Annotated in this window: 19 protein-coding genes and 1 tRNA gene; 14 read left to right on the top strand and 6 right to left on the bottom strand. The window is 70.9% G+C overall.

Annotation, left to right across the window (positions count from 1 at the left end):
- From ACFWGN_RS06420 to ACFWGN_RS06405, 4 genes are all read right to left on the bottom strand, one after another.
- Entirely contained in the window at nucleotides 1-633 is a 633-nt protein-coding gene (locus ACFWGN_RS06420) for a response regulator (RefSeq protein WP_377616314.1), read from the bottom strand.
- A 104-nt stretch (nucleotides 634-737) separates the two neighbouring features.
- Nucleotides 738-2,138, bottom strand: coding sequence for a histidine kinase (locus ACFWGN_RS06415; RefSeq protein WP_377616161.1), 1,401 nt, complete (start codon nucleotides 2,136-2,138; stop codon nucleotides 738-740).
- Nucleotides 2,125-2,979 (bottom strand): ABC transporter permease, encoded by an 855-nt coding sequence (locus ACFWGN_RS06410; RefSeq protein ID WP_377616160.1) that lies wholly within the window; start codon nucleotides 2,977-2,979, stop codon nucleotides 2,125-2,127. The genes ACFWGN_RS06415 and ACFWGN_RS06410 overlap by 14 nt, the downstream gene beginning before the upstream one ends.
- Nucleotides 2,976-3,992: an ABC transporter ATP-binding protein gene (locus ACFWGN_RS06405; RefSeq protein ID WP_377616159.1), complete on the bottom strand. Its 1,017-nt coding sequence runs from the start codon at nucleotides 3,990-3,992 to the stop codon at nucleotides 2,976-2,978. Before ACFWGN_RS06405 ends, ACFWGN_RS06410 begins: the two co-directional genes overlap by 4 nt.
- 202 nt (nucleotides 3,993-4,194) lie before the next feature.
- Between ACFWGN_RS06405 and ACFWGN_RS06400 the strand changes: the two genes are divergently transcribed.
- Together ACFWGN_RS06400 and ACFWGN_RS06395 are read left to right on the top strand one after the other, a co-directional pair.
- Nucleotides 4,195-6,039: an SLC13 family permease gene (locus tag ACFWGN_RS06400; protein WP_377616158.1), complete on the top strand. Its 1,845-nt coding sequence runs from the start codon at nucleotides 4,195-4,197 to the stop codon at nucleotides 6,037-6,039.
- 78 nt (nucleotides 6,040-6,117) lie between these two features.
- Nucleotides 6,118-7,599, top strand: coding sequence for a leucyl aminopeptidase family protein (locus tag ACFWGN_RS06395; protein ID WP_377616156.1), 1,482 nt, complete (start codon nucleotides 6,118-6,120; stop codon nucleotides 7,597-7,599).
- Between the two features lie 138 nt (nucleotides 7,600-7,737).
- On the opposite strand, the gene ACFWGN_RS06390 is transcribed toward ACFWGN_RS06395, so the two are convergent.
- Nucleotides 7,738-9,384 (bottom strand): AbgT family transporter, encoded by a 1,647-nt coding sequence (locus ACFWGN_RS06390; RefSeq protein WP_377616155.1) that lies wholly within the window; start codon nucleotides 9,382-9,384, stop codon nucleotides 7,738-7,740.
- Nucleotides 9,385-9,741: 357 nt separating this feature from the next.
- On the opposite strand from ACFWGN_RS06390, the gene ACFWGN_RS06385 reads away from it, so the two are divergent.
- The 6 genes from ACFWGN_RS06385 (at nucleotide 9,742) to ACFWGN_RS06360 (ending at nucleotide 14,840) form a co-directional block, all read left to right on the top strand.
- A tRNA-Trp gene (locus ACFWGN_RS06385) sits at nucleotides 9,742-9,814 on the top strand.
- A 104-nt stretch (nucleotides 9,815-9,918) separates the two neighbouring features.
- The gene (secE, locus tag ACFWGN_RS06380) at nucleotides 9,919-10,194 is read left to right on the top strand and encodes a preprotein translocase subunit SecE (protein WP_377616154.1); all 276 of its coding nucleotides are present in this window, start codon (nucleotides 9,919-9,921) and stop codon (nucleotides 10,192-10,194) included.
- A 126-nt stretch (nucleotides 10,195-10,320) separates the two neighbouring features.
- Nucleotides 10,321-11,124 carry a transcription termination/antitermination protein NusG gene (nusG, locus tag ACFWGN_RS06375; protein ID WP_377616153.1) on the top strand — a complete coding sequence of 268 codons (804 nt, stop codon included), beginning with the start codon at nucleotides 10,321-10,323 and terminating at the stop codon, nucleotides 11,122-11,124.
- 75 nt (nucleotides 11,125-11,199) lie between these two features.
- Nucleotides 11,200-11,631, top strand: coding sequence for a 50S ribosomal protein L11 (gene rplK, locus ACFWGN_RS06370; RefSeq protein WP_191801428.1), 432 nt, complete (start codon nucleotides 11,200-11,202; stop codon nucleotides 11,629-11,631).
- A 124-nt stretch (nucleotides 11,632-11,755) separates the two neighbouring features.
- A complete protein-coding gene (gene rplA / locus ACFWGN_RS06365; protein ID WP_191801426.1) occupies nucleotides 11,756-12,472 on the top strand; it encodes a 50S ribosomal protein L1 in 717 nt (238 codons plus the stop codon).
- 325 nt (nucleotides 12,473-12,797) lie between these two features.
- Entirely contained in the window at nucleotides 12,798-14,840 is a 2,043-nt protein-coding gene (locus tag ACFWGN_RS06360; protein WP_377616152.1) for an alkaline phosphatase family protein, read from the top strand.
- Nucleotides 14,841-14,974: 134 nt separating this feature from the next.
- Here the strand turns inward: ACFWGN_RS06360 and ACFWGN_RS06355 are convergent, their stop codons facing one another.
- Nucleotides 14,975-16,330, bottom strand: coding sequence for a glycosyl hydrolase family 18 protein (locus tag ACFWGN_RS06355; protein WP_377616151.1), 1,356 nt, complete (start codon nucleotides 16,328-16,330; stop codon nucleotides 14,975-14,977).
- Between the two features lie 479 nt (nucleotides 16,331-16,809).
- On the opposite strand from ACFWGN_RS06355, the gene ACFWGN_RS06350 reads away from it, so the two are divergent.
- The 6 genes from ACFWGN_RS06350 to rplL all read left to right on the top strand — a co-directional run bounded on the left by ACFWGN_RS06350 (nucleotide 16,810) and on the right by rplL (nucleotide 23,893).
- A complete protein-coding gene (locus ACFWGN_RS06350) occupies nucleotides 16,810-17,454 on the top strand; it encodes an RNA polymerase sigma factor (protein WP_377616149.1) in 645 nt (214 codons plus the stop codon).
- Nucleotides 17,451-17,948, top strand: coding sequence for a hypothetical protein (locus ACFWGN_RS06345; RefSeq protein WP_377616148.1), 498 nt, complete (start codon nucleotides 17,451-17,453; stop codon nucleotides 17,946-17,948). The genes ACFWGN_RS06350 and ACFWGN_RS06345 overlap by 4 nt, the downstream gene beginning before the upstream one ends.
- A 108-nt stretch (nucleotides 17,949-18,056) precedes the next feature.
- Nucleotides 18,057-19,901 (top strand): S8/S53 family peptidase, encoded by a 1,845-nt coding sequence (locus ACFWGN_RS06340; RefSeq protein WP_377616146.1) that lies wholly within the window; start codon nucleotides 18,057-18,059, stop codon nucleotides 19,899-19,901.
- 102 nt (nucleotides 19,902-20,003) lie between these two features.
- Nucleotides 20,004-22,565, top strand: a complete 2,562-nt coding sequence (locus ACFWGN_RS06335) for a CHAT domain-containing protein (protein WP_377616145.1) — start codon at nucleotides 20,004-20,006, stop codon at nucleotides 22,563-22,565.
- A 308-nt stretch (nucleotides 22,566-22,873) separates the two neighbouring features.
- Nucleotides 22,874-23,401: a 50S ribosomal protein L10 gene (gene rplJ, locus ACFWGN_RS06330; protein ID WP_030151947.1), complete on the top strand. Its 528-nt coding sequence runs from the start codon at nucleotides 22,874-22,876 to the stop codon at nucleotides 23,399-23,401.
- 108 nt (nucleotides 23,402-23,509) lie between these two features.
- Complete coding sequence (gene rplL, locus ACFWGN_RS06325) at nucleotides 23,510-23,893, top strand: 50S ribosomal protein L7/L12 (protein ID WP_030151946.1); 384 nt, start codon at nucleotides 23,510-23,512, stop codon at nucleotides 23,891-23,893.
- The last annotated feature ends 177 nt before the right edge of the window (nucleotides 23,894-24,070 follow it).

Below are 24,070 nucleotides of genomic sequence, written 5' to 3'. Positions count from 1 at the left end.
TCACACGCCGGGCAGGATCCCGCGCTCGATCGCGACGGTCACGGCGCGCGTGCGGTCGTCGACCCCGAGCTTGGCGAACGCACGCAGCAGGTGCGTCTTGACGGTCGCCTCGGAGATGAACAGCTCGCGCCCGATCGAGGGGTTGCTCAGACCGCGCGCGACCAGCGCGAGGACCTGCGACTCGCGGGGCGTGAGCCGTTCGCCCGCGCCGCGGACCGACGTCACGAGCCGGGTCGCGACCGTGGGGGCCAGGACGGTCTCGCCGCGGGCCGCGGCCCGGATCCCGGCCACGAGCACGTCGCGCGGCGTGTCCTTGAGCAGGTACCCCGTCGCGCCCGCCTCGACCGCACGCAGGATGTCGGTGTCGGTCTCGTACGTCGTGAGCACGACGACGCGGGGCCGCGCACCCCGCCCGTCGCCGGGGGAGCGGGGTCCGCCGAGGATCTCGCTCGTCGCCCCCACGCCGTCGAGCACGGGCATGCGCAGGTCCATGAGCACGACGTCGGGGCGCAGCTCGTGCGCGAGCCGCACGCCCTCGCGCCCGTCGCCCGCTTCACCGACCACCACGAGGTCCGGCTCGGCCGTGAGCATCCCGACGAGGCCCGAACGGACCACGGGGTGGTCGTCGACCACGAGGACGCGGACCTGGGGATCCGACGGCGTCGCTCCGGTCGCGGTCGCCGCGGCGGTCCCCGGATGAAGGGTGGGTGAGGGCGCTGGGTGGTCGGTGGGGGAGGTCACGGCTGGCTCCGGGGGAGTAGGGCGGGATGCGTGGGGGCGTCGGCGGGGTGGTCGGCGGGCACCGGCAGCTCGACCCGCACGTGCGTCCCGCCGCCCGGGACGGACGCGACGCTCACCGTGCCGCCGCTCGCCGCGACACGCTCGCGCATGCCGCGCAGGCCGAACCCTTCCACGATGCCCGGCCCCAGCCCCTGACCGTCGTCCGCGACGTCGAGGACGACCGTGGTGCCGTCGGGCCTCACGTCCTCCGAGCGAACGGTCCCGACGCCCTCCCCGGGCCCCAGGGAGACGACGACGGAGCGCGCCGCCGCGTGGCGGCGCACGTTGGCCAGGGCCTCCTGCGCGGACCGCAGCAGGACGACGTCCTCGGCACTGCCCAGTCCTGGGACGGCCGACAGCCGCAGCGTCACCGCGACCCCCGACTCGTCCTCGAAGCGAGCGGCCAGGCGCTCGATCGCCTCGACGAGCGTCGCGCCCTGCAACGGCAGGGGAGCGAACGCCGTGACGAGGGACCGGGCCTCGGCCAGGTTGTCGCGGGCCGTGGCCTCGACGAGCGCGAGCCGGTCCCGGGCTGCGCCCACGTCGTCACGGTCGAGGTCGGCGTTCGCGGCCTGGGCGAGCATGACGACGCTCGTGAACCCCTGCGCCAGGGTGTCGTGGATCTCGCGCGCCATGCGCTCGCGCTCGGCCGCGACCCCGGCCGCGTGGTGGACCGTCCCGAGCTCGGCCTGCGTGGCGTTGAGGTCGTCGACGAGCTGGGCATGGCGTGCGGTCTGGAGCATCGCCTGGCCGACCCAGATCCCGAGCAGGATCGAGAAGGCGAGCGCGACCCCCATCTGCGGTGCGGCCCTCGTGAGGGCCTCGCGGGAGAACCCAGACGCGGCCGTGAGCGCGAGGGTCGTGCCGACCGCGAGCAGGGTCGAGAGCGCGAGGCTGACCCACCGGCTCTCCGAGAGCATCCAGATCTGGGTGAACGCGACGAACAGCAGGAACGTCCCGAGCTGGTTCTGGATCACGGCGACGTCGGTCGCGACGATCAGGATCAGCAGGTACACCATGGCCAGGCGCTGGTCCCGGTTCCGGGCGGCACGCCGGCCCAGGAACGTGTACGCCAGCAGGATCACCCCGATCGCCCCCAGGGCCAGCGCGAGCCGGTCGGGCTCGATCCCGGCCGAGAGCAGGGCCAGCGCGCACAGGGCCACGACCACGTAGAAGCCCACGTCCCACCACACGACGACCCGGTCCCACGAGCCCTCGAGCCGTCCGAGGGCCGAGCCGGGATCGAGCGCCGGGTCGGGGGAAGGAGGCACGGGCGTGCCCGTGGCGGCCGAGTCGGAGGGCCCCGCCGCCACGGACCCCGTCGCCGGACGGTCCACCGGGCTGTCAGCCGTCGTCACGCCGCCTCCACCTGAACGTCCGGACCCCCACCACGAGGCCCACGACGAGCCACACCACCAGTACAGCAGCCGTCGCGCCGTGCTGCCACGACCCTGACGTCTCGAGGGCAACGGCCTCGGGCGGCAGGAACACCGAACGCATGCCCTGCGCGAGCCACTTGAGCGGGAAGACCGACGCGACCTGCTGCATCCATGACGGCAGGGCGAAGAACGCGAAGAACACGCCCGAGATGAACTGCAGGACCAGGACGATCGGCGTCACCACGGCGCTCACGGACTTCCCTGACCGGGGGACCGAGGAGAACGCGACACCCAGCACCGAGCCGGTCGCGGTGCCGAGCACGAACACCCACGCGAACGTCGCCCAGGCCGACGCGGTCGAGGGCATCGGGACGTCGAACGCCGTGGCGGCGAGCAGCAGCAGGGCGGCGGTCTGGACGGTCGTGACGATCAGGACCTGCCCGATCTTCCCCAGGAAGTACGAGGTCGCAGGCAGGGGGGTCGCCCGCAGGCGCTTGAGCGTGCCGTCGTCGCGCTCGACAGAGATCGAGATCGCGAGGTTCTGGAAGCTCGTGAGCATGACGCCCGTGGCGACCATGCCCGGGAGGAAGTACTGCGCGAACGGCACGGATCCGGCCGCGTTGCCCTGGTCCTGCTGCCCGAAGACCGTCGCGAAGATCGCCATCATGATGAGCGGGTACGCCAGGATGAAGACGACCGCGTCACGCTCGCGCAGGAACGCGAGCATCTCGATCCAGGTCCGTCGCAGGCCTGTGCCGAGGACGCCGGGCAGGGGCTGCCCGGCGGGCACCGCGCGGGTGGGGGACGACTGGGTGCTCATCGGGAGGCCTCCTCGGCGACGGGAGCGGACGGGACGGCAGAGGACCGGGCGTCGGACGGGAGTCCCGGCGCCGCCTCGGCCGACGAGGTGGTGGTCGGGGCCGCCGGTACGGCCCCGATGAGCTCGAGGTACACGTCCTCGAGGCTCGGCTGGAGGACCCGCAGGCCGGGCACCTCGCCGTCAGGTCCGGCCAGGCGTGCCGCGAGCGACGCGACCAGCGCGGTCGGGTGGTCGGTGCGCTCGACGTGCGTGACGCCGTCGGACTCCCACCGCACGACGGGGCGCAGCGCACCCGGCCCGCCCAGGTCGGCCGGCGCCCCGAGGGCGACGACCTTCCCGTCACGCACGACGGCGGCGCGGTCGGCCAGGTGCGCGGCCTCGTCGAGGTAGTGGGTCGTCAGGAGGATCGTGGTGCCACCCGCCCGCAAGGCCAGGACGAGGTCCCAGAAGCTGCGGCGCGCCTGCGGGTCGAAGCCCGTGGTGGGCTCGTCGAGGAAGAGCAGCTCGGGGTCGCCCACGATCCCGAGGGCCACGTCGAGTCGCCGGCGCTGGCCGCCCGAGAGCTGGCGGGAGCGCGTCGTGGCCTTCTCCAGGAGCCCGACGGCGGCGATCACCTCCTCGGGGTCGCGCGGGGCCGGGTAGAACGTCGCGAAGTGGCGCACGAGCTCGCGCACCGTGAGCTCGGCCTGGTCGCGCGAGTCCTGGAGCACGACGCCGATACGGCTGCGCCACGCGCGCCCCGCGAGCGCGGGGTCCTCGCCGAGGACCTGGACCTGCCCGCCGTCGCGCTTGCGGAAGCCCTCGAGGATCTCGACCGTCGTGGTCTTGCCAGCGCCGTTGGGGCCGAGGACCGCGAAGATCTCGCCGCGCTCGACCGTGAGGTCCAGGCCGTCGACCGCCTGCTTCACGGTGCTGCCTGCGCCGCTGCCCTGCGTGTAGCGCTTGGTGAGCCCGCGGACCTCGATGGCCGGGGCGCTCGTACCTGCTCGGGGAGGAGTCCTGTCTGTGGTCATGGCTCCAGCCTGGCGTGGGAGAGGTGCTCGCCGCGACGACCGGTCGGGGGGACGCGGGGTCCACCGGTCGGTGGACACGGAGGGTGACGGTCCGGCCCGCCGAGGGTGACGATCCCGTCTGCCGAGGGTGACCGGAGGACTCACCCGCGGTGACGGGATGTCCGCCACGAAGGCCCGCCAGGGGTCCACTACTGTCAGCCGCATGAGCGACGCCGCGATCACGCTGACCGTCCTGGGCGCAGCGGTGGTCCTCTTCGTGTGGAACCGCCTGCCGGTCGGCGTCGTGGCGCTCGCGGTCGCCCTCTCGCTCTATCTCACGGGCGTCCTGACGGTCGAGGAGTCCCTCGCGGGGTTCGGGACCCCGACCGTGATCCTCATCGCGGCGCTCTTCGTGGTCGCCGAGGCGCTCGACGCCGCGGGCATCACGGCGTGGGCGGGCCAGCAGCTGATCGACCGGGCGGGGACGAGCCCCGCGCGGCTCATGGTGCTCATGCTCGTGCTCTCGGCGGTGCTGTCCGCGCTCGTCACGCCCAACGGCGCGGTCGCGGCACTGTTCCCCATGGTCGTGGTCCTCTCGACGCGGCTCGGCCGCTCGCCCTCGCAGCTCCTCATGCCCCTCGCGTTCGGTGCGCACGCCGGGTCGCTCCTCATGCTGACGGGCACGCCCGTCAACGTGATCGTCTCGGCGACGGCCCTCGAGGAGACGGGCACGGGCCTGGGGTTCTTCGAGTTCGCGCTGGTGGGCGTCCCGCTGCTCGCGGGGACGATCCTGGTCTGCGTGCTGTGGGGTCCGCGCCTGCTGCCGCACCGCAGCGCGCGCTCGCTCTCGCGCGACCTGACGGGCCTGCCCGCGGACCTGCTGCGCGACTACGCGCCGGCCGGCAGCATCGCGTGCCTCGCGGTGCCCGCGGGCTCGCCCCTCGTCGGGGTCGCGGCCGACGCGATCGACACGGGGGACCGGTCGGTGCACGCGGTCGCGGTGCAGGACCGGTCGGGGCGACCCGTGCCGGAGGTCGTGGCGGGCGGTCAGCTCGTGGTGCGTGGGGGCCGTGCGGGGATCGACGAGTTCGCGGCCGTGGGCGGCCTGGTCGCCCCGAGCGGGCCCGACGGCGAGGACGTCACCTGCGGGCTCGTCTCGCGCGAGCACGGGGTCGCCGAGGTCATCGTGCGCCCGCGCTCGGGCCTGATCGGCGAGCGCGTCTTCCCGGGCATGGTCACGGACTCGGGCGAGCTCGTGGTCCTGGCCGTGAAGCGGCTCGGAGAGGTCCTCGACCCGGCCGGCGACGAGGGGGAGAACCGTCCGGCGGCCGACCCGCGCGACCACGAGGTCACGCTGCGCGCGGGCGACGCGGTGCTCCTGCAGGGGCCGTGGGACGCGCTCGACCGCCACACCGACGACCCCGACGTCCTCGTGGTCGACACCCCGGACTCGATCCGTCGCCAGGCCGCGCCGCTCGGGCGCCGGGCCGTGCCGGCCATCGTGGTGCTCGTGCTCATGGTGGCCGCGCTCGCGACGGACGTGCTGCCTGCCGCGGTCACCGCTGTGGGGGCCGCGATCGCGATGATCCTGCTGCGGGTCGTGACGACCCGCCAGGCGCAGCGCTCGATCTCGCTCACGACCGTGATCCTCGTGGCGGGCATGATCCCGCTCTCGACCGCGATCACGCAGACGGGCGCCGCGGAGATCGTCGCGACCGCGCTGATCGACGTGGTCGGCGGGGGAGGGCTGACGCTCCTGCTGCTGGGCATCTTCGTGCTGTGCGCGGTGCTCGGTCAGCTCATCAGCAACATGGCCACGGCCCTGGTCATGATCCCGATCGCCGGGTCGGTCGCGCTCGAGCTCGGGATCTCGCCGGTTCCGCTCGTCATGTGCGTCGCGGTCGCGTCCGCCGCGGCGCTCCTGACACCCGTCGCCACCCCGGGCAACATGATGGTCATGGAGCCGGGCGGCTACCGGTTCGGTGACTACTGGAAGCTCGGCCTGCCCGTGCTCGGGGTCTACCTGCTGGTCGCGGTGTTCCTCGTCCCCCTGATCTGGCGGCCGTAGGGCTCGCCTGGCATGTCCTGCACGACCCGCACCGCACCCGCCCCGGCACCGGCCGTGGCCCGAGAGATGGAGCACGCCATGGGTGACGCACCCTTCGACCCGATCCCGTCCGACACGGCCGTCCGCGCCGTGGAGGTGTCCGTCGACGCAGCGCCCGCAGGGGGCACGACCGGGGTCCTGGTCACCTCGGACGGCGACGTCCCGGCCGCGATCGGCGCCGACCGCGACGAGCTCGCCCGCTGGGGCTTCACGGGGCGTGCGGGGCAGAGCCTCGCCCGTCCCTCGGCGGGGGCCGACGTGGTCGCTGTCGGCGCCGGACCGGCCGAACGGCTCGACACCGCCGCGGTCCGCGACGCCGCGGCCCACCACGCCCGGGCCGTCGCGCGCGACACGATCGTGACGGTCTCGCTCGCGGGCACCGAGGGCCTCGACCTGGCGGGGGTCGCGAGCGCGGTCGTCGAGGGCGTCCTGCTGGGGCGCTACCGCTACGACCAGCTCCGCACCGAGCCTGCGACGGTCCCGGTCACGGGCATCGTCCTGGTCACCGACGGCGACGCGGCCGAGGCGCTCGCGGGCGCCCGGCGCGGCCTGGTCCTCGCCCGCGCGGCGCTCGTCTCGCGCGACCTCGCGAACACCCCGGCGGGCTACCTCACGGCCCCCGACCTGGCCGACGTCGCGGTGCGCCTGGGAGCCGCGAACGGCCTCGAGGTCGAGGTCTTCGACAAGGCAGCGCTGACCGAGATGGGGTGCGGCGGCATCCTCGGGGTCAACGCGGGCAGCGTCGTCGAGCCACGCCTGGCCAAGCTGACGTACCGCGGTGGCGAGGGGCACCTCGCGTTCGTCGGCAAGGGCATCACCTACGACTCGGGCGGCATCAGCCTCAAGCCCTCGAACGCGATGCACGCGGCCATGAAGATGGACATGTCCGGGGCCGGGGCGGCGCTCGCGGCCCTCTCGGTGCTCAAGGACCTGGGCGTGGGTACGACCGTCACGGCGTACCTCGCGTGCACCGACAACATGCCCTCGGGCAGCGCGACCAAGCTGGGCGACGTCCTCACGACGCGCAGCGGCCGCACGATCGAGGTCGTCAACACCGACGCCGAGGGCCGCCTGGTCATGGCCGACGCGATCGCGCTCGCGGTCGAGGACGGCGTCGACGCGATCGTCGACATCGCGACCCTCACGGGCGCGGCGCTCGCGGCGCTCGGCACGGCCCGGGCCGCGCTGCTCGGCAACGACGACGCGCTCGCGGCCCAGGTCGAGTCGGCGTCGGCAGCGACCGACGAGCGCGTCTGGCGCCTCCCGCTCGAGCACCGGTACCGGCCCCAGCTCGACTCGGACGTCGCGGACATCAAGAACCTGGGGGGCGAGTTCGCGGGGACCATCACGGCGGCGCTGTTCCTCGCCGAGTGGGCGGGCGACGTGTCGTGGGCGCACCTCGACATCGCGGGCACCATGAAGTCGGACACCGACGACGCGGTCTGGACCAAGGGCGCCACGGGCTTCGGGGCGCGACTGCTCGCCGAGCTCGCGGGCTCGTTCACGGTCCCGGTCGCGTAGGGCGGGAGCACGGGAGAGGCCGGTCGCTCGCACCGCGAGCGACCGGCCTCTCGTCGTGTCTGCGTCGTGCCGCCCGGGAGGACCCGGGGTGGGGCGACGCCGGCCCGACGACGGGAGCTCCGCCGTCGGGCCGCTGCCTCACTGCAGGTAGATCTCCGCCCCTGGGCCCAGCGGCAGCCCCAGCAGGTACCAGCCCACGAGCAGCGCGGTCCACACGAGCAGCAGCGCGACCGTGTAGGGCAGCATGAGCGAGATGATCGAGCCCACGCCGACCTTCTTGCGGTACCGCTCGGCGAAGATGACGATGAGCGCGAAGTACGGCATGAGCGGGGTCGCGACGTTGATCGGCGAGTCGCCCACGCGGTAGGCCGCGACCGCGAGGTCGGGCGAGATGCCGAGCTGGATGAACAGCGGCACGAAGATCGGGGCGAAGATCGCCCACTTCGGCACCACGCCGCCGATGAAGATGTCGATCACGGCCGTCATCGCGATCAGGCCGATGATGAGCGGGACCGTCCCGAGGTTCGCCTGCTCGAGGGCGTCGGCCATGTTCACGGCCGCGACCGTGCCCAGGTTCGAGTAGTTGAAGTAGGCGATGAACTGGCTGATGATCAGCAGCAGGAAGATCAGCCCGGACAGGCCCGCGATGGTCTTCGTCATGGGGTTGATGACGTCCATGCTGTTCTTGATCGTCCCTGCGCCCTTGCCGTAGCACAGGCCCATGACGAAGAAGTAGATCAGGATCAGGAAGATGATGCTGCCCATGAGCGGCGAGCCCTCGATGAGGCTGCCGGTCTCGGGGTTGCGCAGCGGCCCCCAGGACGGGAGCGCCAGCAGCAGGACGAGCGCGGTGACCCCGATCAGGCCGAACCCGGACCATCTGAGCCCGCGCTTCTCCGCGGCGGTCAGCTCGCCCGAGGGGGCCGCGGCGGCAGCGCCGCCCGAGTCGTGGTCGTCGGGCGCGGGAGCCTCGTCCTCGCGGTAGGTGCCCAGGCGTGGCTCGACGAACTTCTCGGTCACGAGGGTCGCGACCAGGGTCACCACGATGGTCGAGACGATCGCGAAGTAGAGGTTTCCCGTGATCGAGACGTGCTGCGCGGGGTCCGCGATCGACTCGTTGGTGATCTCGGCGAGCATGCCGTCGATCGGGGTGATGAGCAGGTTGACGCCGAACCCGCCGCCCACGCCCGCGAACGCCGCGGCCAGGCCTGCGAGCGGATGTCGGCCGAGCGTGTGGAAGACCGCGGCGGCCAGCGGGATGAGGACCAGGTATCCGGCGTCGGTCGCGATCGAGGACAGGACGCCGAGGAAGACCACGATGAGCGTGATGAAGCGCGCCGGCGTGACCTTGACGAGGCGCTTGATGAACGCGCCGATCAGGCCGACCTCCTCGGCGAGGCCCACCCCGATCATGGCGACGACGATCACGCCGACGACGCCGAACCCGTTGAAGTTCTCGACGGGCGACGTGAAGATGAACCGGATCCCGTCGGCGCTCAGGAGCGACTCGACCGAGACCGTGACCTGCTCCACGTGGGGGTCCTCGCTCTGGTAGGGCGCGTCCCCGATGAGCTCCTCACCGCTCGGCTCGACCTGCTCGGCGACCTGCGCCTGGTCGAACGTGACCGAGGTCCCGGCGAGGTAGAAGGCGTGCGAGAGCACGATGATGAGGGCGATGAGCCCCAGGAAGATGATGGCGGGGTGCGGGACCTTGTTCCCCACCCGCTCGATCCCGTCGAGCATGCGCTCGAGGGGGGTGCGACGTACGACCGCGGCTTCCGACATGTCGCCCTCTCGTGTCCCGGTCGCCTCGTGCGGGGTGCACGAGGACTCGGGGGTAAGTATTGCGAGGAGATCGTGTGGACGTGGGGTGAATCACCGGGAGAGGATGATCGGATCCCGGACGAGCGGGTGAGATCTGCGGACCGTCGTCTAGCGTGGGTCCTGAAGGACGGTCGCGGCGGGTGCTGAGAGGCGCTTCGTGTGCGGTCGCCTGGTGGGGCCCCGGCGGGCTCCGGCGGGGCGTGGCGAGGGCCGGTTCGACCACGGCGCTCGGTTCGCGTACAGTATTCCTTCGGTGGCAGGTGCCCACCCGATGATCTCTGCCTTCTGGGTAGGTTCTCGGGGTGGCGTCGATCACGAAGGGCAGTGGCGCAATTGGTAGCGCAGCGGTCTCCAAAACCGCAGGTTGCAGGTTCGAGCCCTGTCTGCCCTGCAAGGCGTCGTCCTCCCGGGGGCGTGCGCGTAGTCCGGTAACGGGTTACACCACGAAAGGTCAGCATCGGTTTCGGTTTCAACGTCACGTAGTGGGGATGAACAGTGAGCGAATCGCCATCAGAGGCGCTGGGTGCTGAAGGCGTGCGCGCCGGCGGTGACAAGAAGAAGGGCGACGCGAAGAAGGGCAACATCTTCTCGCGGATCGCCCTGTTCGTCCGCCAGGTGATCGCCGAGCTCAAGAAGGTCGTCACCCCCACTCGTTCCGAGCTGATCACCTACACCACCGTCGTCCTCGTCTTCGTGGCTGTGGTCATGGCGTTCGTGACGCTGCTCGACTTCGGGGTCGGCGTCGCCGCCCTGTGGGTCTTCGGGGGCTGATTCCCGGAGGGCGCCTCGTGCCGCGAGCATCTCGCGGCACTGCACGAGTACGCGCCCGGAGCGCGAGGACCGTGAGCGGTCCCGTCAATAGCATGTTCGAGTAGTCAGTAGAAAGCAGGTTCGTTCGTGTCCCAGGAGTCGCTGGACCAGGCGGAGAACGTCGATCCCACCGAGCCCGTCGCCGAAGGCGCCGAGGTCGAGCTCGACGCACCCGAGGCTGCCATCGACGAGGTCGAGGCGGACGACGAGGGACCGGACACCGAGACGGACGAGGAGCCGGCCGAGGCCGACGACGAGTCCCGTGTCGACGAGGACGGCGACGTCCTCGACGACCTCGACCCGGTCGAGGAGTTCAAGAAGGACCTGCGCACCAAGCCGGGCGACTGGTTCGTGATCCACTCCTACGCGGGCTACGAGAACCGTGTGAAGGCCAACCTGGAGAACCGCATCCAGAGCCTGAACATGGAGGACTTCATCTTCCAGATCGAGGTCCCCATGGAAGAGGTCGCGGAGATCAAGAACGCGCAGAAGAAGATCGTGCGTCGCGTCCGCATCCCCGGCTACGTCCTGGTCCGCATGGACCTGACCGACGAGTCGTGGGGCGCAGTGCGCCACACGCCCGGTGTCACGGGCTTCGTGGGCCACACCCACCAGCCGGTGCCGCTGACGCTCGACGAGGTCTTCTCGATGCTCGCCCCGACGATCGAGCCCAAGGCCGAGGCCGGCAAGCCGGCAGCGTCGGCCAAGGCCCCCTTCGAGGTCGACTTCCAGGTCGGCGAGTCGGTCACCGTCACGGACGGTCCGTTCGACACGCTCCCCGCGACGATCTCCGAGATCAACGCCGAGGGCCAGAAGCTCAAGGTCCTCGTCTCCATCTTCGGCCGGGAGACCCCGGTCGAGCTGTCGTTCAACCAGGTCGCCAAGATCTGATCCTGTCGGACGACAGCACCTGCAACCGGGTCATCGCCCACGGCGTCGGCCCAGACACAGAAAGCACGGAATCTCATGCCTCCCAAGAAGAAGGTCTCTGGGCTGATCAAACTCCAGATCAAGGCCGGCGCAGCAACTCCCGCCCCGCCGATCGGCCCCGCGCTCGGTCAGCACGGCGTCAACATCATGGAGTTCTGCAAGGCGTACAACGCCGCGACCGAGTCGCAGCGCGGCAACGTCATCCCCGTGGAGATCACGGTCTACGAGGACCGCTCGTTCACCTTCATCACCAAGACCCCCCCGGCTGCTGAGCTCATCAAGCAGGCTGCCGGCGTGGACAAGGGATCGCCGACCCCGCACACGGTCAAGGTCGCGAAGCTGACCTCCGCCCAGGTGCGCGAGATCGCTCAGACCAAGCTCGAGGACCTCAACGCGAACGACCTCGACGCCGCATCGCTCATCATCGCGGGCACCGCTCGCTCCATGGGCATCACGGTCGAGGGCTGACCCAGCTCCACCCCCAGCCTCCGGGCTGAACCTCATTTTCATGAGCCCGCCGGTCTCTGACCGGCGGGCAGTGGCAGGGTCCGCGCGGATCCGTAGACCACGACTGCTCGACAAGGAGAAGCAGATGGCAACGCGCAGCAAGGCATACCGCGCCGCAGCGGAGAAGATCGACCGCGACGAGCTCTACACCCCGCTCCAGGCGGTTCGTCTCGCCAAGGAGACGTCGCCCACCAAGTACGACGCGACCGTCGAGGTCGCGTTCCGTCTCGGTGTCGACCCCCGCAAGGCGGACCAGATGGTTCGTGGCACGGTCAACCTGCCTCACGGCACCGGTAAGACCGCCCGCGTCCTGGTCTTCGCGAACGGCGAGAAGGCGGAGCAGGCTCGTGCAGCCGGCGCCGACATCGTCGGTGGCGACGAGCTCATCGAGAAGGTCGCCGCAGGCTACACGGACTTCGACTCCGCAGTCGCGACCCCGGACCTCATGGGCAAGGTCGGTCGTCTCGGTAAGGTCCTCGGCCCCCGTGGTCTGATGCCGAACCCGAAGACCGGCACCGTGACCATGGACGTCGCGAAGGCCGTCGAGGACATCAAGGGCGGAAAGATCGAGTTCCGCGTCGACAAGCACTCGAACCTCCACTTCATCATCGGCAAGGTCTCGTTCGACGAGAAGGCGCTCGTGGAGAACTACGCCGCAGCGATCGAAGAGGTCCTGCGTCTGAAGCCGTCCTCCTCCAAGGGCCGCTACATCAGCAAGGCGACGCTCTCGACGACGATGGGCCCCGGCATCCCCGTGGACCCGTCCAAGGCGACGAAGCTCCTCGAGGAGGACGCGGCCTGATCAGCCCGTTCTCTTCCTGACCGACGGCGTCTCTCCCCTCACGGGGAGGGGCGCCGTCGGTCTTTTCGTCGTGGGGCGGGGTGAGCGCCGCCGTGCCGGCTCGGGTGGTGCGTGCCTCCCCCGGGCGGGGGCTAAATGTCCGGTATGCGCAGCGGGTGGCCCAGATCGAGGCCCGCGCGACGCAGACGTTCACGGCCCCGATCGTCCCGGTTCATCCCTGGTCTGCCTGGTGCGGTCAGAGTGATGCCTGTCTGGACAAGTGAGTCTCGCGGCTCGTCCGGACATCGCATCCATGACGTGCACCATGACGACTGAAGGGTTGGACATGCGCAAGATCGCACACCTGGCACTCGCCGGGTCGCTGGCAGCAGGGACGTTCCTCGTCCCGGCCGCCGCCTTCGCCGCCGACGACGAAGCCCCCGTGCTGCAGGGAACTCGTACGGACAAGACTCTCGTGATCGGACTCGACGGGGCTCGGCTCGACAAGATCGAGGCGGCCTCGACCCCGAACCTCCACGCGCTCATGCAGCGCGGGACCTCTGGCCACAGCCTGCTGTACGCCACGAGCGACGCGACCGAGGTGAGTCAGCGCGGCGCCCAGACGGTGTCGGGCGCGGGCTGGTCCACGATCCTCACGGGCGTGTGGACGGACAAGCACAACGTCCGCGACAACACGTTCGCCGGCAAGAACTACGGGCAGTACCCGAGCTTCCTCGACCGCCTCGAGCAGGTCGACCCGAGCATCGCGACGTTCGCGGCCTCGACCTGGGCCCCGATCACGTCGTCGGCGAGCAACGGCGACATCATCTCGGACGGGATCGACCTGCGGCTCGCGACGAGCTCGGACGTCAAGACCGAGCAGGCCGCGATCACCTACCTGGGGACGCAGAACCCCGACGTGTCGTTCCTCCACCTCGACGACATCGACGGGGCCGGTCACAGCCACGGCGCGGACGCCGCGGAGTACGCGGCCGAGCTCGAGGTGCAGGACGCGCGCATCGGCCGCATCCTCGCCGCGATCGACGCGCGACCCACGCGTGCGGCCGAGAGCTGGAACATCATCGTGACGGCCGACCACGGCCACCTGCCGAAGGGTGGGCACGGCGGTCGGGCGCAGACCGAGCGCGCGACGTTCGTCATCGCGGCGGGCGACGGCATCGAGCCCCGCGGGCGGCAGGAGAACCTGGCGATCACCGACATCGCGCCGACGGTCTTGCGACAGGCGGGCGTCGCGGTGGACCCGGCGTGGGGTCTCGACGGCACCCCGATCGGCGACGACGTCTCCGACGACTTCGACTTCCTGCGTCCCGCGCTCTCGCCGCGGGTCGACGAGACGGGTGTCCCCGCCGGGACGCTCGGGTTCACGACGACGGCTCCGACCGGCTGGAGCGTCGACAACTCCGCCATGCCTTCGGGTGGCGTGACCGAGTGGCGGGGCTGGTCGTTCACGACCCAGGCGTTCTGGTCCGCGGCCGAGTCCGGTCAGGCGCGGGAGAACTTCACGCGGGGCCGCGACGTGATCGCGGTCGCCGACTCGGACGAGTGGGACGACAAGGCCCACGGCGCGGGAAAGTTCGACTCGACTCTCGTCACGCCGGACTACGCGGTCGCGGGCAAGGAGCAGGCCGTGCTGACGTTCGAGCACTCGTACCGCCACGACCGCGTGCAGGTCGCCGAGGTCCTCGTGAGCTTCGACGGCGCCGCGCCGGTCCAGGTGGCCTTGTTCCCTGCGAGCGACAACGGGAAGCGCACGATCGTCACGGACGTGCCGGTCGGGGCGAGGACCGCGCAGTACCGCTTCCACTACAGCGGCACCAACGACTGGTTCTGGGCTCTCGACCAGGTGCGGTTCACGGCGCAGGGCGACACGGAACCCGCGGGGGCCGAGGGCATCGCGCTCGAGGCGGTCGTGGAGGAGGTCGTGGCCGAGGGCAAGCTCTCTATGACCGTCGCGGGTGACGGTGCGCCCGTGCGGCTCGCGGGCGGGCTCGACGGCGACCACCTGGCGTACACCGCGGCACTTCCCGTCGTGAGCGTCTCGGACACGCGTCATGACGCTGCGGGCTGGGCGGTCTCGGGCCAGTCGACCGCGTTCTCGGCGGGGTCGACGACGTTCGGGGCGGACCGGCTCGGCTGGGCACCGCGCCTGGTCGCCGACAAGCCGGGCGTGACTGCCGGGCAGCGGATCTCCTCGGCGCAGGGCGGGGGAGCAGGGCTGTCGACGCCGCAGACCCTCGCGGGTGCCGACGCGATCGGACGCAAGGGCACGAGCGACGTCACGGCCGACCTCGCTCTCGAGCTGCCGGCCGACACGGCTCCCGGCTCCTACGGAGCGACGCTGACGGTCTCTCTCTTCCCGGTCGACTGACGCCCCGCGCCGCGCGGCCGCTCGCCCCCTTGCGGCCGGCAGCACGGAGCCGCCCGGCTCTCCTTCCCTGGGGGAGGAGAGCCGGGCGGCTCGGCCGTCACGGTGACGGTACCGCCGTCACCGGGGACGGGGACTCAGCAGGCGCCGAGGTCCTTCCACACGCCCCAGTCGCTCGGGGCGGGGGCGTCGCCGCGGGTCCACCACTTGGCCTGCCAGGTGTGGCCGTTGTGGGCGACGGTGTTGCCGCCGGTGTAGATGCTCGAGGCGTCCCACGCCGCGGCCGAGCAGGTGCCCGAGCCGCCCGTGCTGCCGCCCGTGGTCCCGCCGGTCGGGTCGGTGCCGCCCGTGCTGCCGCCCGTGGGGTCGCCGCCCGTGCTGCCGCCGGTGGGGTCGCCGCCCGTGCTGCCGCCGGTCGGGTCGGTGCCGCCGCCGCCGCCCGAGCCGGTGCCGAGGCGGGCGCCCACCGCGGTGGCGAGCGCGTAGTTGTTCTTCTTGTCCCAGTTGATCGACCAGGTCATGACGCCGCCGATCTTGCCGTACGGGGTGGCCGGCTTGAACGTTCCGCAGCCTGTCCCGGTCTCGAGGCAGTCGACGGCCTTGATGACGTTGGCGATGGGCTGGTAGCCGCCGCCGGCAGCGGCCTGGACCGCGGGGACCCCGATGCCGACCTGATCGGGGCGCAGACCCATCTCGAGCTGGATGCACGTGAGCGAGGTGAGGAAGTCGATGCTGCCCTGGCTGTAGACCTGCTGGTTGCAGCCCATCATGGCGCCCGAGTTGTAGTACTGGGTGTTGACGATCGTCAGGATGTCCTTGATCGCGAGCGTGAGCTGGTAGTACCCCATCGAGGTGGCCTGGTAGTCGATGGTCTGCGGCGCCATCGCGATGATGAGGTTCGGTCCGGCCTTGGCCGAGAGCTGGTGCAATGCGCTCGACATGTACGTCGCGTTGATGCCGTGCTCGAGGTCGATGTCGACGCCGTCGAACCCGTACTCCTGCATCAGGCCGTACGCGGTGTCGGCGAAGTTCTTCGCCTCGGTGGCGTTGGAGACGATCACGTTCCCCTTCTCGCCGCCGACCGACAGGATGACCTTGCGGCCCTGGGCCCGGATCGCGGCGATGTCGGCCTTGAACTGCGGCACCGTGTACCCGCCCAGCTCCGCGCTCGACAGGTTGAACGTGATGCCACCGGGCGTGCCGGACAGGTTGTCGGCGAACGCGACCGCGACGAGGTTGTACGCGGCCGGGATGTCGCTGAGCGGCATGACGACCGAGCCGTTGTTGAAGTTGTGCCAGTAGCCCGTGAGCCACTGGTGGCCGGGGGCGGCTGCGGCGGCGACCGTCGCAGGCTGTGCGGCGGGCAGCGGTGCGGCCTGGGCGCTCGTGCCGGCGAGCGCGAGGCCGCCGAGCGCGACGGTCGCGGCGGTCAGCGCCGCGAGCAGACGGGCCGGACGGCGGGTGCCGTCGGCGGAGTGGCGAAGGGGTCTCACGTGTAGCTCCTCTAGCAGGGGGTCCGGGACGTCGTCGTCTCACCGGGACCGTCGGAGTGGACCGGTCGTGGTCGGTCAGGCCGACCGTACGTGACCCGGGTCACGCGTGTGATGAGGGATTCCACGACTCTCTCCGCGCGGTCCGTACGTGGATCCCCGTACGGGTCGCGTACCCGTAGACGCTCCGCGAGCGTGCCCGACGGCGAGGCGGGGGCGGGGTCAGCACGCTCGCCCGAGTCCTCGGCGAAGTCGTTCGGGAAAGATCTCACGAGCGTGTATCAAACGCGACGAACCCCCCCTCCCTCCCAGCAGGAGGAGGTCCGACGACCAGTCGGCCTGTCCGTCGAGAGTGCCGCGAGAGCGGGTCGGAGGGAGGTGCTGCCATGGCGGAAATGCTTGTCCCACCTGCACGAACACCTCTAGACTCGGGTTCCCCCGAAGTACCCGAGCACGACCGAGAGCAGACGGCGCACCCAGCCATGACACGGATCACCGAGGACGTCCCGGAAGTCGACGAACCGGAGGTGAGCCTCGGCGATCGAGCCGCGGCTGCTCTCCTCGACTACCGGGAGGGCAAGCACCAGGCACTGGCCGACTTCGTGAAGGAGGCGACCCCGCTGCTGTGGCACACGGCGCGGGCGCAGGGTGCCGACCGAGAGCACGCTGACGACGTGGTCCAGAACACCTGGATGGCGCTCGTGCGCAACGCTCACACCATCCAGGAGCCGCACGCGGTGCTCAAGTGGCTCCTCGTGACCGCCAAGCGCGGTGCGTGGGAGGTGGTCCGCAAGCAGCGCGACGACCTGAAGCGCCGCACCGAGCTTCCCGACGACCTGCTCGACGGGCCCGTCGGCGCGCTGCCGTCCTCAGACCCCACCCCGGAGACCCAGGTCCTCGAGGGGGAGCGGGACCGGCACCTGTGGCGCGCCGTCCTCCAGCTGCCGGACCGCTGCCAGCAGCTCCTCCGGCTGATCTCGTTGGCGGACCGCCCTGACTACAAGTACATCTCGAGCGCCATCGGCATGCCGGTGGGCAGCATCGGATCCAACCGCGGGCGCTGCCTGGCCAAGCTCCGCGACATCATGGAAAGCGATCAGGGGGACAGGACATGGGAAACATCATGAGCGCGCCGATCGGATACAGCCCCGACGACCCGTTGGACACGGTAGACCTCGAGATCCTCGCGGACCTCGCGCGGATCAGCGCGATGCTCGACCCGGTACCCGACGGGCTGGTGGAGAGGTCGCTCTTCGCGATCACGCTCGCCGGCCTCGAGGCCGAGGTCATGGAGCTCGAGTACGTGCGCGTACCGGAGATGTCCGTCCGCGGTGAGGCGCCGCCGGTCGAGGCGCGGACCATCACGTTCACGTCGGAGGCCGTGACGGTGATGATCTCGCTCTCGCCCACCGAGGACGGCAAGGTGCGCATCGACGGGTGGGCGGCTCCGGCCGCAGAGCTCCGTGTCGTGCTGCACCGCCCGGGCGGGGTGAGCGAGACCTTGAGCGACGAGGACGGTCGTTTCGTGTTCGACGAGGTCGAGCCCGGACCCGCCAGCTTCGTGGTGCAGCCGGCCGCGTCCTCCCACGGTGCAGTGAGCACCCCGGTCATCGAGCTCTAGCCGACCCCACCCGCGGCGGCCCCGTCGAGGGGCGCCGCGCCCCATGCCACGAGCACGGCGTCGCGCGGCGGCGGACGGGCTCGGTCAGTACGACTCGAGGAGGAGCACGTGAGCACGAGCTCGACGGAGAGCGGGAACGCTCGACGAGGTTGGCACGGGGACACCCCCGCGCGGTTGCAGTGGCGGACGCGAGCGCTCGACCCGGTCACGGCACGCCGGACCGGACGCGAGGCTTCCCCGCAGCCGACGTGGTACGTCGGTGATCGACTGCTGATCAACGCCGCGGCGCCGGAGGAGGGCGAGCCGGACCCGCGGTGGTTGCGTCAGCTCCGACGAGCCGCAAGGCATCGACACCTGGTGGTGGAGATCGAGCCTGAGACCTACGAGGACCTGGAGCTCGTCGAGCGCGCGGTCGAGGCTGGGCTCGATCCGGCCGTCGCTCAGGAGATGCGGACGGTGTTCGGTACCACTGTCGTGCTGGCGCGTGAGGACAACGGTGAGCTCCCCGACGGCTGGGACGTCGTCTCGCTCCTGCGGGACGCGCGGATCGACCTCGATGAAGGCGACGGTCCGGCCGAACGCGAGCAGCCCTTGCCTGCCGGGGCCTTCGTCTCGCTCGACCACGTGATCGTGCCCGGCTCGATCGGTGGGCAGCCCATGTCGCAGCCGTGGGACTTCTCGGACACGCAGCCGTTCATCCAGGGAATGCCCAAGACGGGGAGCCACCCCAAGACCGGGAGCCACCCGAAGACCGGGAGCCACCCCAAGACCGCTAGCCACCCGTTCGCGGGGATGGACGAGTACGCGGTCGCGGGCTCGGGCGGACGCCAGCCCGTGGCTTGGGTCGGCGCCGCACCCTGGCGAGCGATCCGTGCCGGTGACACGGTGTTCACGGGTCAGCAGGGGGAGCGTCGACCGGTCGTCGCGCTCATGGACACCGGCGTCGGGAAGCACCCGTGGTGGAATCCTGAGCTGGTCCCAGGCGTCGAAGCACTCGCGGACAACGAGCGCATCGTCCTGCGGGACCCGCAGGTCGTCGGCGTCCCTGTCGGCCTGTGCCCTGACCCCGAGTTCGACTTCCAGGACCCCGAGCACGGTGGAGTGTCGATCTACCCCCTCACGGGCCCGCTGGACCCGGTCGCCGGGCACGGCACGTTCATGGCCGGTCTCGTGCACCAGCTCTGCCCGGACGCTGTCATCCTCGCGCCCAGGGTCTACGGGGGTTCAGGGATCATCCCGGAGCGGGACCTCCTTCGCTCGCTCCGACGCATGCTTCTCTGGCACGTCCTCGGACTCAGCGGGGTACCCGGATACGCACCGGTGGACGTCGCGGTCCTGTCGCTCGGCTATTACCACGAGCGTCCCGAGGACGCCGACTTCGACGCTCCTCTCGGTATGGTCCTGTCGGCGCTGCGGCGGTTCGGAGTGCTCGTCGTGTCGTCGAGCGGCAACGACGGGCAGGTGCGAGAGACGTACCCTGCGGCCTTCGCACCGCGCATCGACCGTCGGACCACGCCGCCGACGCTGCTCGCCGGACAGCACCTCAGCTGGGACGAGCCACCACTCATCGCCGTCGGATCGAAGAACCCGGACGGCACGACGTCGCTCTTCAGCAACGACGGTACCTGGGTCACCTGTCTGCGCACGGGGGCGGGCCTCGTGAGCACTGCCCCGGTGACCATGGACGGTGTGATCGCGCCCTCCATGTACATGAAGGAGCTCTTCTCGGAGGGCTTCCGCGCGACCATCGACCCGGAGGGATTCCAAGGCGGCTTCGCGGTCTGGAGCGGGACGTCCTTCGCGGCACCGGTTCTCGCTGGTGAGCTGGCTGCGTCGCTGCTGAGGGCAGGCATCCCGGCACCGACGGCCCCGGAACCTCACGGTGCACCGGCGCGGTGCCGCATGCTGTGGCCCGCGGTGCAGAGCGCGACCGGTCTGATCCCGGAGGACTGACCCCCCGGACGAGGCAACGCCTCGTGCTCGACGGGGACCCTGGTGCACGCACCAGGGTCCCCGTCGAGCGCTGGCGACCCGGCGATTGGCTACCGTGTCCCTGTGAGGGACAAGGTCGATCGAGCGCGAGCGTTCTACATCCGTGCCCGGCAGCAGAACGACGAAGAGTTCTTCGTCGAGGCGCTCGCAAGCTACCGGGACATGCTCGACGTGATCGGCGATCCTCGAGATGCTGGGGACGAGCAGGCCGACCTCCGTTCGCTGTGGCCTCGCGCGATCCTGGGGGCAGCCCGGTGCGGCTACGAGGTGACGGGCGACCTCGGAGAGGCTCTCCACCTGCTCGACGACGCTGAGTCGTGGTGCCACGAGGTCGATCTCGCGGACGAGCTGATCGCGGTCCAGGGGCAGCGGGGGCTTCTCCTGCTCCGAGCCGGAGACGTCTCCGGCGCACTGGCCGAGCTCGACCGTGCAGCGCCTGCGCAGTCCACGGTCGTGTCGAGGGACACCGCGATCGTGCTGCTCAACCGAGGCGCGTTGCACCTCGAGGTGGGGGCGGTCGACGACGCTCGCCGGGATCTCGGAGCGTCGGTCGAGCACGCGCGAACGGTGGGCGACGTCTCGATCGAGGCGAAGGGGCGGCACAACCTCGGCTATGCCGAGTTCCTGCACGGTGACCTGCCGCTGGCCCTGCGACTCATGGACGAGGCGAGCGAGCTGGACCCCAGTGACGAGGACGCCGTCGGGCTCCTGGACCGCGCCGTCGTCCTGCAGGAGGCCGGACTGGTCACGGAGGCGGTCGCCGTGCTCGAACGGGCGACGTCGATCCTCGACCAGAGTGGGTCGCTCGCCGACCTTGCCAGGGTTCGCTTCGACATCGCGCGCTGCCTGCTCCACCTGCGGCAGACCGAGCGCGCGGCAGAGCTCGCGGGAGAGGCGAAGTCCGCTTTCCACAGCCAGTCCAACGTGGTCTGGGCGCTGCGCAGCGAGCTCGTCCGGCAGGAGGCCCTGCTGGCCGGCCTCTCGAAGAGTGCTGCACCCGACGACTTCCGGGAGGTGGCGAGGAACGCGGGGGAGATCGCCGAGAAGGCCCGTGAGATGCCTCCGGTCCTGGTCGGTGTACCGGCGCGCGTGCTGCAGGCCGAGGCTTACGTCCGAGCCGGCGACGTGGCTCGCGCGCGAGGAGCGCTCGAGGCCGTGACGTCGTCCCCGCGCTCCTGGAGCCTCGCGGTACGGATCCAGCGCGAGGCCGTGCGCGCCATGGTCGCGTTCGGTGACGGAGATCGTCGTCGCGGCCTCGCCGCGATCCGTCGAGGGCAGGAGGCGCTGGTCTCCCACCGGTCCCGTCTGGGGTCTGTCGACGTCGTGACGGCTTCTGCTGTCCACGGTGTGCGACTGGGCATCGTCGACGTCGACGCGGCCTTCCGGACAGGTCGGGCGAGCGCGGTGTTCGACGCGGTGGAACGGGGGCGCGCGGCATTCGCGGGTACCGGACGGGTGCGCCCGGCCACCGACCCTGTGCTGGCCGAGCTCCTCGCCTCCGCCCGCCGCGAGGTCGAGGCGGCTCGAGGACTGGGTACCGCGGCCGAGGCCGGGGCGCTCGAGGAGCGCCAGCTCCACCTGGGGGCTGCGCGACGCTTCCAGGAAGAGGCGCGCCGACGGATGTGGCAACGGACCGGCGACGACAGCAGGCCGCGCCCGACCAGCGAGCGCTCGCTGCGCCGGGCGCTGTCCGCCCTGCCGTCCGGGCCGACGGTCGCCAACATCGTCATCCACGAAGGGCACGTGTCGGCCGTGCGCGTCTCGCAGGACGGGGCGTCCATCGTGAGGCTCGCCCCCCTCGACGTCGTGGCCGAGCTCGTCCGGCGTGCACGTGCGGACTTCGCAGTCCTCTCGAACGCCTTGATCCCGGCGCCGATGAGATTGGCGGCGACGTCGTCGCTGCGCAAGGTCCTGGTCAGGCTGGACGACGCTCTCCTCGGGCCGCTCCAGGTGGTCGGCGACCTGCACGTCACGGCGCGGGACCTCCTCCTTGCCGTGCCCTGGATGTCTCTCCCGTCACGGGCCGGGGCGCGCACCTGGGTCAACTCCTGGGTGGATCTCCAGGTGGAGGCCGAGACGGAGCGACCCGGCGGTGTGGTCGTCGTCAGCGGGCCGGGTCTCCTGGCGTCGGACGAGGAGACCCGTCTCGTGGCACGGGCCTGGGGCGGGGCGACGCTCCTGACCGGCGCGGACGCCACGTGCCACAACGTCGTGGAGTCTCTTGACGGGGCGGGCGTCGTCCACCTCGCCGCGCACGGGACGCACGAGACCGACAACCCGTTGTTCTCCTCGTTGCGTCTCACGGACGGTCCGTTGTTCGCGCACGAGCTCGACGGGATCGACCTCAGCGGCGCGGTCGTCGTGCTCTCGGCCTGCGAGGTCGGTCTCTCCTCGGTCCGCACGGGGGGTGAGCCGCTGGGACTCACGAGCGTCCTCGTGCGTCTCGGGGCGCGGGCGGTGATCGCGAGCATCGCTCCGCTGCGGGACGACGTCGCCGCGCGGGGCATGCCCAGGTTGCACGCGGAGCTCGCTCGAGGGGCTACGCCGGGCGATGCGCTCGCTCGTGCCATCAGCGTGGAGGACGAGCCGGTGCCGCTGGTGTGTTTCGGCCCGCTCGTGGCCTGATCTCGACGGCTCTCGACGTTCTGGCGTCACGCCGACCGTCGATTTGGACCACGCGCCCGCGTCACGTACTCTGTTCCAGTACCCAAGACCGCCGGTCGTACCGTCCTGCCCGCTGACTCGTCAGCTGCAGTCCGGACCGAAGTCCCGCAGAAGTGCGGAGGCCAGCGCAGGTGAGAGTTCACGGAGCGGGCGAGAGCCTGCACTTCGAGCCCCGCGCCTGCGCGGGGCTCTTCTCGTCTCCGCAGGACCTCACCCCCCAGGGCCCCCGCCCTGCGGAGACCGGTGGCACCACCACCGGAAGGATTGCCATGGCGAGGCCGGACAAGGCAGCCGCAGTCGCAGAGCTCACGGAGAACTTCCGCGAGTCGAACGCGGCCGTGCTGACCGAGTACCGCGGGCTCACCGTCGCGCAGCTCAAGCAGCTGCGTCGGTCGCTCAGCGGCAACGCAACCTACGCCGTGGTGAAGAACACGCTGACCGCCATCGCGGCCAAGGAAGCCGGCATCGAGATCGACGCCGACTTCAAGGGCCCCTCGGCCATCGCCTTCGTGACCGGTGACCCGGTCGAGGCGGCCAAGGGCCTGCGTGACTTCGCCAAGGCGAACCCCGCACTGGTCATCAAGGGCGGTGTCCTCGACGGACGCTCCCTGACCGCTGCGGACATCACCAAGCTCGCGGACCTCGAGTCCCGCGAGGTCCTGCTGGCCAAGCTGGCCGGCGCGTTCAAGCAGCCGCTCTACCAGGCGGCATACCTGTTCAACGCGCCCGCCTCGCAGGCCGTTCGCACCATCGATGCCCTGCGCCTCAAGCAGGAATCGGAGAGCGCTGCAGCCTGACCCTCCTCGGAGGATCACGCAGCACGCACACACCCCCTCTGCTTCCAGCAGGGCTCTGTGGATCGTTGACAGGGCCGCTGCCGAGCACCAACCGAAAGGACCGCCATCATGGCGAAGCTCAGCACCGAAGAGCTCATCGAGCAGTTCAAGGGCCTCTCCCTCATCGAGCTCTCTGAGTTCGTGAAGGCGTTCGAGGACGCTTTCGAGGTCACCGCCGCCGCTCCGGCCGCCGTCGCCGTTGCAGGCCCCGCGGCCGCTGCCGCCGAGGAGGTCGAGGAGAAGACGGAGTTCGACGTCATCCTCGAGGCTGCCGGCGACAAGAAGATCCAGGTCATCAAGGAGGTGCGTGCCCTCACGAGCCTCGGCCTGAAGGAGGCCAAGGACCTCGTTGACGGCGCCCCCAAGCCCGTCCTGGAGAACGTCGCCAAGGACGCTGCTGACAAGGCCAAGGCTGCCCTCGAGGGCGCCGGCGCAACCGTCACCGTCAAGTGATCACTGCCCTTCGGGGCGGTATCGCATGACAGGTCGCCTCGCGCGACCTGACAGGTAGCACAGGCGACGAGGCCCGCACCCTCCGGGGTGCGGGCCTCTCGTCGCTTGTGCGTCTCCCGGCCCGACGCCGGAGCCCACCTTCCAGGAGAAGGTGACAGGCGCCGTCGGGCAGGGATC

It is taken from the genome of Oerskovia sp. NPDC060338 (genome assembly GCF_042726295.1).
Taxonomy (GTDB): Bacteria; Actinomycetota; Actinomycetes; order Actinomycetales; family Cellulomonadaceae; genus Oerskovia; species Oerskovia merdavium.
The sequence above is the reverse complement of the archived record's forward strand: the minus strand, read 5'-3'. Positions and strand labels throughout refer to the sequence as shown.